This window comes from Streptomyces sp. C (genome assembly GCF_000158895.1).
Classification (GTDB): Bacteria; Actinomycetota; Actinomycetes; order Streptomycetales; family Streptomycetaceae; genus Streptomyces; species Streptomyces racemochromogenes.
Map to the genome: position 1 here is coordinate 7,399,843 of NZ_GG657750.1, position 15,934 is coordinate 7,415,776.

At 72.2% G+C, this 15,934-nt stretch carries 14 protein-coding genes and 3 pseudogenes; 10 read left to right on the forward strand and 7 right to left on the reverse strand.

Translation table 11 applies throughout. From position 1 onward, the window contains the following. The first annotated feature begins 188 nt into the window (after positions 1–188). The 4 genes from SSNG_RS32950 (at position 189) to SSNG_RS38320 (ending at position 6,238) form a co-directional block, all read left to right on the forward strand. Positions 189–2,246, forward strand: coding sequence for a hypothetical protein (locus SSNG_RS32950; protein WP_042802565.1), 2,058 nt, complete (start codon positions 189–191; stop codon positions 2,244–2,246). An 87-nt stretch (positions 2,247–2,333) separates the two neighbouring features. Further along, on the forward strand, positions 2,334–3,617 hold the full coding sequence (serS, locus tag SSNG_RS32955; protein ID WP_007268283.1) for a serine--tRNA ligase: 1,284 nt from the start codon (positions 2,334–2,336) through the stop codon (positions 3,615–3,617). Between the two features lie 16 nt (positions 3,618–3,633). Continuing rightward, positions 3,634–4,947 carry a hypothetical protein gene (locus SSNG_RS32960; RefSeq protein ID WP_007268284.1) on the forward strand — a complete coding sequence of 438 codons (1,314 nt, stop codon included), beginning with the start codon at positions 3,634–3,636 and terminating at the stop codon, positions 4,945–4,947. A 16-nt stretch (positions 4,948–4,963) separates the two neighbouring features. Continuing rightward, positions 4,964–6,238, forward strand: coding sequence for an ATP-grasp domain-containing protein (locus SSNG_RS38320; RefSeq protein ID WP_007268285.1), 1,275 nt, complete (start codon positions 4,964–4,966; stop codon positions 6,236–6,238). 321 nt (positions 6,239–6,559) lie between these two features. On the opposite strand, the gene SSNG_RS32970 is transcribed toward SSNG_RS38320, so the two are convergent. After that, complete coding sequence (locus SSNG_RS32970; RefSeq protein WP_007268287.1) at positions 6,560–6,883, reverse strand: ankyrin repeat domain-containing protein; 324 nt, start codon at positions 6,881–6,883, stop codon at positions 6,560–6,562. 326 nt (positions 6,884–7,209) lie between these two features. Here SSNG_RS32970 and SSNG_RS32980 point away from each other — a divergent pair, with 326 nt between their 5' ends. The 3 genes from SSNG_RS32980 to SSNG_RS32990 all read left to right on the forward strand — a co-directional run bounded on the left by SSNG_RS32980 (position 7,210) and on the right by SSNG_RS32990 (position 10,341). Beyond that, on the forward strand, positions 7,210–8,109 hold the full coding sequence (locus tag SSNG_RS32980) for an aminoglycoside phosphotransferase family protein (RefSeq protein WP_007268288.1): 900 nt from the start codon (positions 7,210–7,212) through the stop codon (positions 8,107–8,109). 1,168 nt (positions 8,110–9,277) lie between these two features. Continuing rightward, a complete protein-coding gene (locus SSNG_RS32985; protein WP_241695185.1) occupies positions 9,278–9,904 on the forward strand; it encodes a hypothetical protein in 627 nt (208 codons plus the stop codon). Beyond that, the gene (locus tag SSNG_RS32990) at positions 9,901–10,341 is read left to right on the forward strand and encodes a hypothetical protein (RefSeq protein ID WP_128637294.1); all 441 of its coding nucleotides are present in this window, start codon (positions 9,901–9,903) and stop codon (positions 10,339–10,341) included. Before SSNG_RS32985 ends, SSNG_RS32990 begins: the two co-directional genes overlap by 4 nt. A 74-nt stretch (positions 10,342–10,415) precedes the next feature. Here the strand turns inward: SSNG_RS32990 and SSNG_RS32995 are convergent, their stop codons facing one another. Then, a complete protein-coding gene (locus SSNG_RS32995) occupies positions 10,416–10,889 on the reverse strand; it encodes a DUF5709 domain-containing protein (protein WP_042802569.1) in 474 nt (157 codons plus the stop codon). A gap of 201 nt (positions 10,890–11,090) precedes the next feature. Between SSNG_RS32995 and SSNG_RS33000 the strand changes: the two genes are divergently transcribed. Next, positions 11,091–11,609, forward strand: a complete 519-nt coding sequence (locus tag SSNG_RS33000; protein WP_007268292.1) for a cupin domain-containing protein — start codon at positions 11,091–11,093, stop codon at positions 11,607–11,609. A 116-nt stretch (positions 11,610–11,725) separates the two neighbouring features. On the opposite strand, the pseudogene SSNG_RS40555 reads toward SSNG_RS33000, so the two are convergent. Together SSNG_RS40555 and SSNG_RS44385 are read right to left on the reverse strand one after the other, a co-directional pair. Then, a pseudogene (locus tag SSNG_RS40555) lies at positions 11,726–12,201 on the reverse strand (GNAT family N-acetyltransferase). Positions 12,202–12,237: 36 nt separating this feature from the next. Then, positions 12,238–12,793: pseudogene (locus tag SSNG_RS44385) on the reverse strand (aquaporin); the annotation flags it as partial. A 163-nt stretch (positions 12,794–12,956) separates the two neighbouring features. On the opposite strand from SSNG_RS44385, the gene SSNG_RS33015 reads away from it, so the two are divergent. Then, entirely contained in the window at positions 12,957–13,397 is a 441-nt protein-coding gene (locus tag SSNG_RS33015) for an ArsI/CadI family heavy metal resistance metalloenzyme (protein WP_007268295.1), read from the forward strand. Positions 13,398–13,464: 67 nt separating this feature from the next. Here SSNG_RS33015 and SSNG_RS33020 read toward each other — a convergent pair whose 3' ends face one another. The 3 genes from SSNG_RS33020 to SSNG_RS33030 all read right to left on the reverse strand — a co-directional run bounded on the left by SSNG_RS33020 (position 13,465) and on the right by SSNG_RS33030 (position 14,907). Continuing rightward, entirely contained in the window at positions 13,465–13,869 is a 405-nt protein-coding gene (locus tag SSNG_RS33020) for a VOC family protein (RefSeq protein WP_007268296.1), read from the reverse strand. 60 nt (positions 13,870–13,929) lie between these two features. After that, the gene (locus tag SSNG_RS33025; RefSeq protein ID WP_007268297.1) at positions 13,930–14,268 is read right to left on the reverse strand and encodes a hypothetical protein; all 339 of its coding nucleotides are present in this window, start codon (positions 14,266–14,268) and stop codon (positions 13,930–13,932) included. A 225-nt stretch (positions 14,269–14,493) separates the two neighbouring features. Next, entirely contained in the window at positions 14,494–14,907 is a 414-nt protein-coding gene (locus SSNG_RS33030; RefSeq protein ID WP_050779809.1) for a TraR/DksA C4-type zinc finger protein, read from the reverse strand. Between the two features lie 430 nt (positions 14,908–15,337). On the opposite strand from SSNG_RS33030, the pseudogene SSNG_RS44390 reads away from it, so the two are divergent. Further along, positions 15,338–15,718: pseudogene (locus SSNG_RS44390) on the forward strand (sigma factor-like helix-turn-helix DNA-binding protein); the annotation flags it as partial. Between the last annotated feature and the right edge of the window lie 216 nt (positions 15,719–15,934).

The following is a 15,934-nucleotide window of genomic DNA, read 5'->3' on the forward strand; positions in this document are numbered from 1 at the left end:
AGCCCCACGACATCCCTCGCGCCCCGCGCCCGCAACAGCACCGGCTCCGAGTACGACCGCACCGGCCGCGCAGACGGCCGCCCGGGGCGGGGCGCCGCCCGGCAGCGTGCACGGACGTGGCGCCGACGGCACGAAGGCCTTCCCCTCGGACCGGCCCGCCGGTCCTGCACGTCTCCGGGGGCCGGCCCATGCCCGCTGACCACCCGGCCACGCAGCCGGCCACGCGACCGGGGGCGGACGCCTCCAGGGCGGAAGCGGATCCGGCGGCCGACGGCAACGTCGTGCTGTGCACGCCCGAAGGCGCGGCCGCGGCCGAACGGTTCCACGACCTGACCGGCCGGCCGCTCCTGCGGGCGGCCGACCTGGACGAGGCCGGACGCCTCCTGGCCGACCCAGGCCTCACCACCGCGCTCCTCTCGGTCGGACCCGCGCCCCTGGGCTTCGTGGCCTCATCCGTGTACCGCGCCCACCGCCGGGAACTGGGCCTGGGCTGGATCATGGGATGGCGCGGTGTGGAGACCGCCGTCGCGCACGCGGCCAAGACCGCCTCGTACCGGTACCACGGGGACCCGGCGGGACTGGTGTGGTCCTCGGCGGTCCTCGGATCGGTCCGTGAGGCCACGGTCGACGGCCTGCGCCTCCGGTCCGGACCCGCACCCGACCTGCCCCGGCAGCTGCAGGAGGCGAACGCGCTCGTCGCGCTGAGCAGCCACGGCCGGGGAATCGACATGTGGCTCGGAGAGCGCATGCTGTGCTCGGCGCCCGCTGCGGCCTCCGCGGACCTGCGGGGCCAGGCCGTCTACCCCTGCATGCAGGGGGGTCCGTGCATCCGGGCACGGGAGGTGGCCGGCCGGCTGCAGGAGCCCGAGCGGGTCGACGTCGCGTCGGTCCGGGCGGACGTGCTGGTCCTGGACAGCTGCCGCAGTCTCCGCATCGGGCTCGACGCACCGGGCGCCTGCCTGGCCACGGCAGCGGTCCTCGGTCCGCACGCCGGATCCGTACTGGCCGCCGTCGGCGATGCCGAGGGCACCGTCGCAGCGCACCTCGACGCCTGGCGCCTGCTGCGGGGCGGCGCACCGGTGCACCGGGCGGTGGCCGCCGAGAACGCCGCCAACCTGGCGGCGGCGGGCAGCGCGCCGTGGGTGCTGCTGGGCGACCCACTGACCCGGATACCTCGTTCGGGTGGTGCGGCCCCACACGACGGGCACGTGCCGGAGATCGGGTTCGTCGACGTGCCGGGAGAGGCCGTGGCCGTCGTGGCGGACGAGCCGGAGGGGTCCGCGCCGTCCCCCGTGTGGGTACAGCCACTGCCCGGCACCGGCCGGGCCGTGGTGGCGGTGCGCGGCGGGCCGGCCGGCCGGGTGGTGGCGGTGCCCCGGTCACAGGACCTCCCGTGGCTGCTGCGCGAGGAACTGCTGGCGGCGGCGCCCGCATTGGCGACCTCACGGAAACTGGCCGCCGTCGCCGCCGACCTGCTGCCGGGACCGGCGGCCGAGCGGGCACAAGCGGTCGCCCAGGCCCTCGACGACCGGCTGGCGCGCAACGCCCGTCTGCTCGCCGGCCGCCCGGCGGCGGTCGTCGACGGCGGTCGCGCGCACGACCGGCTGCAATGGCATGCGAGCGAGCTGTCACGCTGGCAGCAACTGCACGAGGACCTCGGCGAGGTGCTCGCCGCCTTCACGCGGGCCCTGGGGCCGATGCAGACGGCCCTGCACCTCAACGCCCGCGAAACACCGGCCGCACCGGGCGAGCCCACCGAGTGGTGCCCCTACTGCGGCTCGCCCGCGAACCGGCGCCGCTTCCGTCTCGACACGCTGTCCCGGGCCCGCCACGCCGTCGTGTGCTGGTCGTGCGACCTCGTCTACGACGGACCGCCGGCCTCCCGGGGACCGGGTCCGCCTTCCACGGTCCGGGTGCCCGCACTGCTGGGCCCCCTGGCGGTGCCGGCGGGGCAGCAGGCGGAATACCGGCTCGTCGGCATCCCGCCGGCGCCGAGCGGCGTCCGCGCCGTGCGGATCGCGGTGGAATCGGTGCCCTGGCCGATGCCGGTCGAGGCCGGCCCGGTCCGGCACGGCTCCGAGGAGGCCACCGAGCCCGAACCACGATTCGCCGTCCTCGTACCCGACGGCCCGCCGGGACTGTACTCGCTGGTCACTTCCGTGGTGGTACGCGGCGAGACCGTCACCGTCAAGCGGCCCCTGCACATCCTTCCCCCCGATGCCAAGGAGCCAGTCGTTCGCACGTGACACAACATCACTTTGCCCGTGATAAAGGCGAGTTGATGCCGACACGGCCGACAGCACTCCACTTCAGCGCATAAGAAAGTCATCAGAATGATCGACATCGAACTCATCCGCACGGACACCGAACACGTGCGCAAGGCCCTCCTCAAGCGCATGGACGAAGTCGACCTGGACGCCGTCCTCGACGCCGACCGCCGGCGCCGCACGCTCGTGGGGCAGGTCGAGGCCGCACGGTCCGAGCGCAAGCGCAAGGCCAAGGACATCGGCCTCCTGCGCGCCTCCGGGGCCGACACCGCGGAAGCCCAGCGCGCCGCCGCAGCCCTCGGCGACGACATCACCCGGATGCAGTCCGAGCTCGACCTGGCCGAACGGCGGCTGCGGGACCTGCTGATGGAGCTTCCGAACCTGCCCGACGAGCGCACCCCGGCGGGCGGCAAGGAAGCCAACCAGGTCGTCCGAACCTGGGGCGAGCAGCCGGACCTGGGCGACACCCCGCTGGATCACGTCGAGCTGTGCGACCGCCTCGGGCTGGTCGACTTCGCCCGCGGCGTCAAGCTGGGCGGAAACGGCTACTGGCTGTACACCGGAGCGGGCGCCGCCCTGGAATGGGCACTGATCGACTTCTTCAACCGCGAGCACTACGCGGCCGGTTACACCTTCATGTTGCCCCCGCACCTGCTCACCGAGGAGTCCGGCTTCGCCGCCGGACAGTTCCCCAAGTTCTACGACGACGTCTTCCACGTCCAGGCGGGCGAGGACGACCGCAAGTCCTTCCTCCTGCCCACCGCCGAGACGGCGATCCTCAACGTCTACCGCGACGAGATCCTGCCGACGGACACGCTGCCCTTCAAGGCCTTCGCGTACACGCCCAGCTACCGGCGCGAGGCCGGCAGCCACCGCAGCTCGGAGCGGGGCACCATCCGCGGCCACCAGTTCAACAAGGTGGAGATGTTCCAGTTCGCCGCCCCCGACCAGGCGGAGGAGGCCTTCCGGGAACTGGTGGACCGCACCGAGATGCTCGTGGAGAAGCTCGGTCTGCACTACCAGACCACCCTCCTGGCGGCCCGGGACGCGAGCGCCACGATGCGCATGACGTACGACGTGGAAGTCTGGATCCCGAGCATCGCCTCCTACAAGGAGGTCTCGTCCGCCTCCTGGGCCGGCGACTACCAGGCCCGCCGGGCGAACATCCGCTACCGGCCGGCCGCCGGCGGACCCACCGCCCACGTCCACACGCTCAACGCCTCGGGCCTCGCGACCAGCCGCCTGCTGCCCGCGATCCTGGAGCAGAACCAGCGCCCCGACGGGTCCGTCACGGTACCCGAGCCGCTGCGGGCCTGGGTCGGCACCGACGTCATCCACCCGCCCCGCTGACAGGAGGACCACGGCCTTGGACGACACCCGCGCACGCATACTGGTGCAGGCCCTGGGTGACCACCAGGTGAGGGCCCGCCGGTCGCTCAACCTCACCCCGAGCGAGAACACGATGTCACCGCTGGCCCGGCTGCCCCTCGCGCTCGACGTGTACTCGCGCTACTTCTTCGACCACATGCGGCTGTTCGGCTCGTGGAGCTTCTACGGCGCCCTGGAGCCCGGCCGGATCGAACAGGAGGTACTGGCCCCGCTGCTGCGGGAATCGGCCCTGGCCGACCACGTCGACACGCGCCCCATATCCGGCCTCAACTGCATGACCGTCGCGATGGCGGCCCTGTGCCCACCGGGCGGCACGATGTACGTGCTCCCCGTCGCCGGCGGTGGCCACATGAGCACCGCCTCGGTGGCCGCCCGCCTGGGGATCCGTACCGTACCGCTGCCGATGAGCGGCCACCACGACCTGGATCTGGACCGCCTGGAGGCGCTCCTGAAGTCCGACCCGCCGGACCTCGTCTACGTCGACCAGTCCACGCAGCTCTTCCCGCTGGATCCCAAACCGCTGCGTGACCTCGTCGACCGGCACGCCCCCGCCGCCTTGATCCACTACGACTCCAGCCACACCAACGGCCTGATACTCGGCGGGGTCCTGGCCAACCCACTGGAGCGCGGAGCCCACACCTTCGGAGGATCCACGCACAAGACGCTCCCCGGCCCGCACAAGGGCTTCCTCGCCACGAACGACCCCTGCCTCGCCGAGCGCATCGGCACGATCTCCGCCGACTTCGTGAGCCACCACCACCTCGGCGAGGTGGTCTCCCTGGCCGTCACCATGGTGGAGCTGAAGGAGTGCGGGGGCGCTCACTACGCCCGCGCCGTGGTCGACAACGCCCGCATCCTGGCGCGGGACCTGCACTGCCGGGGGCTGGAGGTGGCCGCCTCCGACCGCGGGTTCACCGACTGTCACCAGGTGTGGGTGCGGGCCCGCGCGGGCACGGACCCGGACCGGGCCGCCGACCGCATGCGCGAGCAGGGCCTCCTCGTGAACAAGCTCAGCGGCCTGCCCGGCCTGGACGGCGCGGCCTTCCGCCTCTCGGTGGCCGAGCTGACCCGGCTGGGCGCCGGCGCCGGTCACATGGGAGTGCTCGCAGCCGCCCTGGACCCCCTGCTGTCCGGCACCCCGCAGGACGTCACCGCGGAGGTGGCAGGACTGCGGTCGGAGTTGTCCACGCCACGCTACTGCCACGGCTCGGCCGAGGTCGCCGCGATGGGCGCACCGCCCGAGATGGTGGACCTGATGCACGCGATCGAGTCCGCGAACGCAGCCGGCTGACCGGAGGTATCCCCCCATGACCCGTCCCCCGTCCACCGGCCCGCTTCCGGTGCTCCTGGTCGTCTACGGCCGCGGCGCCGCCACCGCCCCGGGCGTCCTCACCACAGCCCGTCGGCGCTGCACCGTGGTCTTCTTCGGCGACCTCGGCGATCCCGAGGTCGCCGCGGACCTCGCCCGTCTGCCGGAGGGCACCCTCGTCGTGGACACGGCGGGGCTGTCCCGGGAACAGCTGTGTGCGAAGGCCCATGAGTTCGGACCCTCCGCAGTGGTCACCTTCAAGGACTCCCTGCTGAGGGACGCGGCCGCCATCGCCGAGCGGTGCGGCCTGCGGTTCCACGACCCCGCGACCGTGGAGGCCCTCGTCGACAAGCACCGCCAGCGGGCGACGCTGGCGGCGGCCGGAGTCCAGACCACCGTCTGCCGGCGGATCCGGTCGGCGGCCGACTTGCGGCCCGCACTCGCCGCGACGGGCGCCCCCGCGGTCCTCAAACCCTGCTCCGGCGCCGGCAGCGTCAACACCTGCCTGGTCAACGACGCCGAGGAACTCGAAGACCGGTACGCGGAGTTCACGAGGGGCACCGGCCTCCGCGGCGACTACGTGCTGGAGGAGTACCTCCCCGGCGACACCACGGTGGTGGGGGAGTTCTGGGGCGACTACGTCTCGGTCGAGTCCCTGGTGGAGGACGGCCGGATCCACACCGCGGCCGTCACCGGCAAACTCCCGCTGGCGTTCCCCTTCCGGGAGACCGGCTACTTCATTCCCGCCCTCCTTCCCGACGGACTGGCGCAGTCGGTCGTCCGGCTCGAACAGCGTGCCCTGCGTGCCCTGGGCATCCGCCACGGCGTGACCCACACGGAGATCAAGTTCACCCCGCAGGGCCCCCGCCTGATCGAGGTCAACGGCCGGCTCGGCGGCCACGTCGCCGACATCCTCAATCGTGCCGCCGGGGTGGACCTCCTCGGCCTCGCCGTCGGCCTGGCCCTCGGCGACCGCGTCACCCCGCAGGCACTGCCGGGGCCGGGATCCCACGACGGGGGAGTGGCCTTCCAGTACTTCCTCTCCCCGCCGTTCGACGGCCTGGCGCCGGGCGGCGCCGGGCTGGTCGACGACCTTTACGGGATCCCCGGGGTCGATCTGGTGGACGCCCGCATCGACCCCGCCTGGCGTGCGGACTGGAGGGCCGGCACCGAGTGGCTCGTCGGCACCGTGTACGGCTCGGCGGACGGCTTCGCCGGCCTCAGGGCCACGGTGGAAGCCATCCAACAGCGGATGGAGACCTTCTGGAGGTGACGAACGGGCAACCCCGCGCGGCGCCGGCTCTCCCCGCCGCACCTTCATTGAGGTGCGGGCTCGCCGCTGAGAGTGCGGGGCCCGCGTGCGACGAGCGGGCGGCCGTCGCCCTCGGGCAGGACGGCAATGAAGCGCCAGGCACCGTCTTCAATGCGGGCCAGGCCGAGGGTCGTGGTGGTGTTGAAGGCCTCGATGGCGGCCTCGGCTCCTCGGTCAGCGAGTCGTGTCTGCCCAGGATCGAGGTGTGGACGACGGCGTAATTCCCCAGGGGCTGTGGTCACGTGATTCCCCAGCCCCGGGGGCGATTGCTCTGTCCTGTGATCAGGTGTTGGACGGCCTTGTGGCCCAGGCCCGGATCAGCTCCGCCGCCAGCCAGTGCCCGCGCTTCTCCGCCGCCGCGGCCGGGAAGACACCATTGGTGCTGCGGAGCGGATCCGCCCCGCGAGCCAGAAGGAACGCGGTCACGTCGACATGGAGGGACTCGCCGCTTTGAATGTGGCTGTCGATCTCGATGTCGATGGCATGCCGCAGAAGGGTCCAGCCATCTCCGTTGTCGTCCTCGACGTCATAGCCGGCGTCGAGAAGTTCGCGAAGTCTGGGCAGGTCCTCCTGCTCGACGGCCTGGTGGCCAGGTGACCACGGCATAGGAGCCCTCCGGGGAAGCTCGCTTGTTGGGCCAGTAGCTGGGGCCGTTCATGATGACCTGGTGACTGGTGATGATCACGGAGGCCCTGCCGCTCGGAGATGAGTTCGTAGAGGTCATCAGCCTGCGGGGCGGTCATCTTGGGCATGGCGAAGTAGTCGAGGAACAGCAGGTCGGGACGGACGACGATGGCCGGGCCGCGCTCGACCAGCTGCTGGAACGCTCGTCGACACGCCGGCCGGGGCGACACCCCGAGAGATCGGCGTTCCAGCACGGATTCCACAAAGCATTTGACGCTCACCGGCGACGGACGATCGGATGACGGCCCATGAGCACAGGGCAGATGCATTCCGGCCAGCATCCCATCGACGACGACCTCGTACAGCGGCTGATCGCTGGGCAGTTCCCGCAGTGGTCGGGGCTGTCGGTGGCGCGCTTTCCCTCCCGCGGCACGGTCAACGCCATGTACCGGCTGGGCGACGACATGGTGGTGCGGCTGCCGTTGGTGCGGGGCGGAGCCGAGGACGTAGCGATGGAGCAGGAGTGGCTGCCCCGCCTCGCCCCCCGCCTGCCCACGGCCATTCCGGAGGTGCTCGGGGCCGGAGAGCCCGCCGAGGGGTATCCGTGGCCGTGGTCGGTGTACCGGTGGCTGGCGGGGGAGCTTCCCGAAGCGGGGGCACTGAGCGAGCCCGTGCTGCTGGCCGAGGATCTGGCCGAGTTCGTAGCCACGATGCGGAGCATCACCCTGCCGGGGGCGCCACAGGCCCATCGCGGCGGGCCGGTCAGCTCGCTCAACGCGGAGACCCGGGCGGCGATCGACGAACTGCGTGGGATTCCTCAGGAGGACGTCGACTGCGATGCCGCAGCCGCGGTATGGGAGGACGCGCTGCGGACCCCGGGCTGGGAGGGGCCGCCCGTGTGGCTGCACGCCGATCTGATGCCGGGCAACTTGCTGGTCGACGGCGGCAGGCTGGCCTCGGTGATCGACTTCGGCTGCACGGGAGTGGGAGATCCGGCCTGTGATCTGTTCCCGGCGTGGAATCTGCTGCCGGCCGGTGCACGCGAGGTCTTCCGCGAGGCGCTGGGTGTGGACGACGCGACCTGGAAGCGCGGCCGGGGACGGACGCTGTCGCAGGCGCTGATCGCACTGCCGTACTACCGACGAACGAACCCGGCGATGGCGCGCAACGCCCGGCACGTGATCCGGGCGGTGCTGGAGGAGAGTTGAGGTCTCCCGAGAATCCGCGCGCAACACCGCGAGTCCGAACCGGATCGCCGGCGACCAGCACCCTGAGGTTGGCAAACCTGTTTCCACAGAAACTGCGCCGAACGACTCGTCCAGCACTCCGAAACCCTCATCACGTGGGCCGGCAGCACCTCGATGATGCGCCGGATCACCAAGGGTCGCAAGAGCCTCGACCGGCTCGCATCCCTGCGATCGGGTGCCGGAGGGTTCGACATCACTCCTGCGCCCGTTCTGTGGCTGCCTCGGCACCACATGCCCAGCACCCCCTCCAACGCTGCCCGGATCAGGCGCGGCAGGTAGCGAGCATCCCACCGCGGCCACAAGCCCTTGCCGGGACAGAGGGGCCCGGCCGCTCACACCGGACCGGTCAGTGCTGACGGTGCCGGCCGTGGCGCGGGGGTTCGGCGGTCACCAGGAGGACGAGGGCGAGGCCGAGAGGGAGCAGGAGCAGCAGCATCACGGTCATGGCCGCGCTCGTACCCCCTGCGGCGCCCTTGACGCGGGGCCGACCGGCAAAGAGGAAAGCCCGCGGTCGGCCGGTGGAAGGAGGAGGAAGGCGCCGCCGGCTCCGGAGCGTGGCGGGACGATCAGAGGAGGCGTGACGTTCGGGCTAGGCATCGTTCCTCCTGGTGTCACACGGCATCCATACCGCTCCTCCGCGATACCGCGACACCGGCCGGGGAAGCCGTCCCCCGACTTCCCGGGCCCCAGCACGGTCCGGTGTCCGCTCCGCCTCGGCCGGTGTCCCAGACAGGTCGTGGAAGTACGCGGCGGCGAAGCGGAGGCCACCGAGGGCGTCGGCCTCGCGCCGAGCTGGACGCGGCCCCAGGAGAGAGCGATCCAGCCCATGCGCGCGCGTTGCTGGTCGAGGGGGCTGGTGGTCCAGCGCCTGGGCTACTCCTGCTCGTCCCTGCTGTGACCTGCGGTTTCTGCAAGGCTGGATGGTCAAATCCTTGACGTCCCGCCGAGGCGGGTTCTCAAGTCCGGCTTCCACGAGCGCAGTTGCTGTTCCTCAATTCTTGCTCAGAACAAGGTTCCGGTTCCCCCGTTTGCCCGCCGGCGCGGTTACGGTCTTCGTCGCAGGGGGCCGCCTCGTTGACCTGATGGCGGCTCATAAACCTTTTGACATGGGGGAATTATGCGATTTACCGTGCGTGGGACCGTCGGACCGGTCTTTGCCCTGGCCCTGCTCGGCGGCCTCGCGGCCCCGGCGCAGGCGGCCGAGGACGATCCGACGTCGCAGCCGCCGGCGGTGGAGGCCGTGGAGGCGGCCGCCCCGGAAGACGACTCGCTGGCGCAGTTGCCGGAGACGTCCACCAACTCGGAGTCGGGCGCGCAGCGGTGTGACAACCCTCGCCGCACGTGGTTCGAGATCCCTTCGAAGACCGGGATCCACATGCCCGCCAAGTTCGGCGGGACGTCCTTCAAGGACGGCCCGGGCGGCACCATGGTGGTCAGGGTGGAAAGGTCGGGGAAGGTCATGCGCGAGGTCAGCGTGGGCGGTGAGGTCGAGGTCAGCGGCATCGTCGCGAAGGCCAAGGTCTCGATCAACGCGAAGATCGGCACGGAGGCCGGGGTCACCGTCGGGCACGAGTACCGCAGGAACGTGACCAGCGGCAAGTACGGCCACCTGCAGTACGGCTCCTGGGGCTACTCCGTGAAGTGGGCCAAGTACGAGACCAGCGCCGACGGGTGCGGCAAGAAGCTCCTCAAGAGCGGCACCGCGAAGCTCCCCACCTCCGAGGTCGGCTGGAACTACTGGGAGACGAGCTCTTGAGAGCCGGGCGCGGGCCACTGACCGCGGTCGTGGCCCTCGCCTGCTCGTCCTTCCTCGCAGCCGGCTGTTCCGGCCCGACCCCGTCGGGCTCGGCGAGCGAGGAGGCCCAGGGCGTCCGTGCCCAGGGCCTGCTGGAGAAGGTCGCGCCCGATGCCCCGGAGTTCGTGGAATCCGGCCTGGAGAGGGTCGCCGACGGGGTGCACGCCCGCTCCGCACTCGCCGGGGGCAGGACCTACAAGGTCTCCGTGGCGTGCGTCGGAACGGGAACGGTCGAGCTGACGATCGGGGACAAAGCCCCGCCGCAGGCCGTCCCGTGCGACGGAGTGAGGTCGAGCCGGCCCGTCCAGGATCCCCCGGACGTCCTGCCGGTCGACATCACGGCGGCAGCCGGAGCCACGGGAATGGTCGCCTGGCAGATCACCGCCGTCCCTTCCTGACACGCCTGCCCCACGGTTCCTGCCCGCCCGCCCCACCAGACCAGCGGTGGGCAGGAACCATCCGGTGCAGGGAATCAGGTCAGGTCCGGGTCCTCGCCTTCAATGACGTGCATCGCCGCTTCCTCGGCGCTCGCCGCTCCTCCGTCGATGCCCTCGTCCCGGGCGATCAGCTCCTTGGTGGTGTCGCTACGGACGCCCTCGTCCGGCGCGCTGAGTCGCCCCGCGCGTTCGCCACCCACCTCGTCATCGATCAGCTCTCCCTGCCCGCCTGGCAGGTCCCCCAGGCCGTCGCCACCGAGCTCGGCCACCTCCGGTACCTCTTGGGACAGCCTTTCGTCCAGGGACTCGCCGGCCTGCTGCTCCTCAGCTGTCGTGCCGTATTTGTCGACGCCCAACGGCTTCTCCGGAGGGGAGTAACCCTCGTCCAGCATGTCGTCGTAGGTGCGCTCGTCCACCGCGTTCTGGAGGTCCAGGGGCGCCGCGTCCTCTTGTTCCTCGTTGGTGCCCGTGGGCTGGTAGGCGTCGTCCGCCATCTGCTTCTCACTCATCAGCGCTCCCTCGGGGTCCTGTCTTTCTTCTCGATCACCCCCTGGGGCGGCTGCCCGCGGCAGGGCTGCCGAAACCGTCGCGGCTCGGCCGCACCCCGGCGTGCGCCCGGTGCCCGGTCCGGTGGCCGCCCTGCGATCCGAGGGCGAGACTTTTGAGGAGAACGCCGGCGTATCTCCATAGCTGGTGGAGGAGTGATCACCATGACAGAGCCGCTGGGCCCGCCACTGACCATCGTCCGCCCCGGCGAGGGGGGTGAGGGCTACCTCGGCCCGATCGGGGTCGCTTTCAAGCTCTGGGGCGCCGATACCAACGGATCGGTCTCCGTCGTCGAACACCCCTTCCCCGTCGGGGCGTTGGTGCCGCCGCACCTGCACACCCGGGAGGACGAGTACTCGATCGTCACTGAGGGCGAGATCGGCTTCCGGTCCGGAGACCGTGAGGTTGTCCTGGGCGCCGGCGGTTACATCACCAAGCCGCGTGGGGAAATGCACGCGATGTGGAACGCCGGTCCTGTCCCGGCCCGGATGATCGAGATCATCAGTCCGGCAGGCTTCGAGCACTTCTTCCGCGAACTGGCCGAGATGCTCGCCGACGGCCCTCCGCCGACCGAGAACGCGATACCGGCGCTCGCCGTCAAGTACGGGCTCCAGTTCGGGCAACCGGACTGGCTGCCGGACGTCATCGCGCGGTACGCCCTGACCCCGCCGTCCACCCCTTGAGGGCCGGCCGGTGCCCGGCCCCGTGCTCGATCGGCCGCTCCAGGGCGGCGTGGGCACCTGGTCCAGGGCGACGCCGGGGATGGGGCGCAGCTGCGCGCATGGCGGGTGGGGTCTCATCACTCCATGCGGAAGCCGGCGCGCTGGTGCAGGGCGAGGCTGGCGGTGTTCTCCGGGAAGATGCCGGACTGCACCGTCCGGATGCCGACGGCATCGGTGGAGGCGAGCAGCGCTTCCAGCAGCGCGAGGCCGACCCCTCGGCCGCGGGCGTCGGGATGGAGTGCGGCGAGCAGGCCGCGGACGCGGCGCTCGATCTCGTCGCGGATCGGCCGGACGGCCGCGACGCCCTGCCCGGCCGGATCTTCGAGCTGCCAGTCCAGGTAGCGCTTGCCGGGGTAGTAGGGGCAGGCGTCGCCCGCAGCCCATGGTGATCACCACGTCCGGTGAGGATCTCGGGGGTCTCGGCGGAGATGTCGATGCCGGCCTCGGCCAGGGCCTGGACCACGGCCGGGTTCACGGTGTCGGCGGGGGCGGATCCGGCCGAGCGGGCCTGGACGCGGGTACCGCCGAGGTGAGTGAGGAAGGCGGCGGCCATCTGGGACCGGCCGGCGTCGTGCACGCAGACGAACAGCACGGACGGGGTGGCGAAGGAGGTGGAGGAGGCGAACCGGTACGCCTCCCCGATGCAGGAGGCGACCAGCGGCGGCGCCAGGTGTGTGCGGCCGGCGCGGTTCAGGCCGAAGATGAGCCAGACCAGCCCGGCGGAGGCCGCGACCCCGGCCAGCCACAGGTGTCCGGACCACCGCTCGTGGGTGGAGAAGTGCACCAGCGGCTTGCCGAACATGGCGTCGGCCGGCACCGCGCCGGCGATAGCCCCGGCGACCTGGGCGGGCACGTACGCGGCGACGTCGCGCGGGCCGGGCCGGGGCCGTCGCCGGTGCGCCGGCCGGTGAACCAGGCGGCCAGGGTGACCGCGGGTTGAAGAGGGTCCCGGACACCGCTCCCAGGAACGCGATGAGCACGCCCAGGCCGAAGACGGTGGCCAGGGAGTTGGCCGGCAGCTGCGTGGCGACGTCGTGGGTCAGTTCGGCGGCCTGGATCCCGGAGCCGACCACGACCGCGACCAGCCCGGCCGTCCCCAGCCCCTCGACCGCCGTCCGCCGCAGCAGCGGCGCGGGGTCGCACACGTACGCCTCGCCGCCCTCGTGCGAGGCGATCAGCGACAGCAGCCGCAGCTGGACACCGGCAGGCCAGCTTGTTTCGACATGTCTCTATCTTGACAGTCGTCGAATTCGGGGGCAAGGTCGAACTGTATCGACAGGCATCGAAACAAGTCGTTGGGAGACCGCCATGTCCCGTGTCCAGCTCGCCCTCCGCGTCGCCGACCTCGAAGCCTCGATCGCCTTCTACTCCAAGCTGTTCAACGCCGAGCCGGCCAAGCGCCGCGAGGGCTACGCCAACTTCGCCATCACCGAGCCCCCGCTCAAGCTCGTCCTCATCGAGGGCGAGACCGGCGAGGACACCCGCCTGGACCACCTCGGCGTGGAAGTCGCCTCGACCGAGGACGTCAACGCCGCCACGACCCGCCTGAAGGACGCGGGGCTGGCGACCTTCGAAGAGAACGACACCTCCTGCTGCTACGCCCTCCAGGACAAGGTCTGGGTCACCGGCCCCGGCAAGGAGCCCTGGGAGGTATACGTCGTCAAGGCCGACGCCGACACCCTGGGCAAGAGCACCGAAGGCGCGCCGGACGCCTGCTGCGCCACCACCGCCTGCGCCTGTGGCAACTGACCACGGCGCACCGCACCCTTCCGGAAGGTGAAAGCCGGGTCGGACGCCGCACGGCGTTCACGAGGCGTTACCCCTGGCGCGCCACCGCTTCGAGGACGAACCCGTGGCCGGCCGGGTCGGCGTAGCGGCGCATGGTCGTCCGGCTGCCGGGCGGGGCGCCGTCGTCCTCCGCGGCCACCGGGCGGGCGCCGAGGGACACGGCCTCGCGTTCGGCCTCGTCGAGGGCCTCCGGGGCGACCAGGATGCTCAGGTGTGCCTGGTGCGAGCCTTCCGGGAGCGGCCAGCTGGGCGGCGCGTGGTGGGGATCGCGGCGGACGCCGAGGACGACGCCCTCGGAGCCGGTGACGAGGATGAGGTCCCCGTCCCCCGGCGCCGGGCCCACCGTGGCGCCGAGCAGGTCGGCGTAGAAGTGTGCGAGCAACTCGGGCTCGGCGCTGTCGAGGACGAGCACGGTCGTCTTGGGTACGGTCATGCACCCCCGTGTACCCCCAGTCGGCCTACGTACGCGGGGAGTTGCCGGCCGGCGAGGCCGTCACAGCACGCTTCCCCGGCCGGCCGGCAGTGACGACGCAGGCACGGTCCGGCGGGCACCGACGGGCCTCGTGAGGGGGGCCGGGTGGGTCTGCGCGAGCCGGGCGCGGTGCGCCTGACGGCGTGCGGCGTGCACGCTGCGCCGCGCCAGGCACAGCTCGCCCGCCGGGACGTGGCAGGTCGGGCACGGCTCGCCGAACGCGCCCTGCCGGAAACGGCGGTGCGTTTCGTAGACGGCGTCCAGCATCGCGTCGAGCGCCGAGTGCGGGACGGCGGCGGACTTGCGGGCGGCCGTACGCGCGGACCGGCGGGGGGCGGCCACAGCCGCGGCGGTGCTCATGGCAGGAGGTCTCCTCGGGCGACGGGTACGCGGGCCGCGCGGGCCCTCGCACTCCCCCCAGCTGAAAGGGGCAGTGGTCCTCCCTTTCCCGCGTAGGCGCAGCTCAGACACCGTCCCGACACGATGTTCCCGAAACGGCGCCGCCGGGCGGGCTCGGTCATGGCCCGCGGCTGGTTACCCCCCTCGCGCCGCGCCCCGCCCGGCGCCCCGCCCCCCTGGGCGGTCTCAGGCGGGGCGCGCCGGCCGGCGCGTTCCCGGGCGGGCGCAGCGGACACAGGTGGTCGCCGCCGGGCGGATCTCCAGGCGCTCGGCAGCGATCGCCTCGCCGCAGCGCTCGCACCGGCCGTACTCGCCCCGTTCGAGTCGCGCCAGCGCCCGGTCCAGCTCTTCCAGGTGCTCGCGGGTCTGCGTCAGCAGGGCAGCCACGTGGGCCCGTTCGAAGGCCGTGCTGGAGCCCTCGGGGTCGTGCTCGTCGTCGACCGCGACCAGGGCGTTCGCCGCGACGATCCCGTCGAAGTCCCGGCCCAGCGCGGCGGCTCGCGCGAGGGTGTCGGCGCGGTCGGCCTCCAGACGTGCGCGGGCGGCCGCGGCGGTAGACGGTTCGCCCGCGTTGTGACCGGACCGGGATGAGGCGCCCATGTCCTCGACAACGCCGGGCCGCGAGCCTCGATTCCCCCGCCGCCCGCCGCCCGCCGCTGGCCGTACGCCGCCCGCTGCCCGCCGCACGCGGGTGGCGACCGGGGCGCGGGGCCGGCGTGCCGGTGGGGCAGGCCGCCGCGGCGATCGCCGTCGGCCGCCGAGCCGCGGGCGGTGTGACGCAAGGTTGCACGGTTTCTCGCTCCTTCCCGGCAACCCCGTCGGCCCCGGCGGCAACTGGAGGGCGACAGAGTAGTACCCGGCTCCGCCTCCGCCTCCGGCCGAAGGAACCCCCACCGATGCCGACTCCATCCCGCCGCCTCCCCGCCCGCCGCCGCCTCGCCCTCATCACCACGGGGCCCGTCACCGCGGCGGGCCTCGGCGTCCAAAGGACTCGAACCATCCGCCGCGGACCTGCCCACGTCCCTCGCCCGCCGACGCCTTCGTGGCGCTCTGACACCGCTGGGACCGCGTCCGGGGCGCCGACCACCCCGTGGCGTACGCCACGGGCGTGGTCGCCAACATGGCACGCGCCCGCATCCGCGCCCTCACCCGCGAACGGCGCCGCGTCCACCTCTTGTGGACGGCCCTTCCCGGCCGCGTGCATCACCCCGACGTGGACGCGGTGATGGACGTATGCCGTGCGCTGGCGAAACTGCCGTTCCGCAAACGCGCCTGCGTCGTCCTGCACCACGCACTGGACCTGTCGGAGAAGGACACCGCCCTCGCCCTCGGGACGTCCGTCGGTACGGTGAAGAGCCAGACCTCCAAGGCGATGGCCGAACTGCAGCGCCTCCTCCGTGCGCGGGCGGCCGAGGACGACTTCACCCTGACCACCACCGCCGGGAGCGAGGCCCTCACCCACCGGTGGACCCTCAAACCCGGCTGGACCGTCCCCCCGGGACAGCACGTCTTCGCCGTCCGGTACGACCACGCCCCCGGCCCGCGCCCCCGGCCCGCCACACCTACACGGCGACGGCCACCACCGCGACCGGTCAGCGGCTCACCGTCACCGGAACACTCCGCCCGG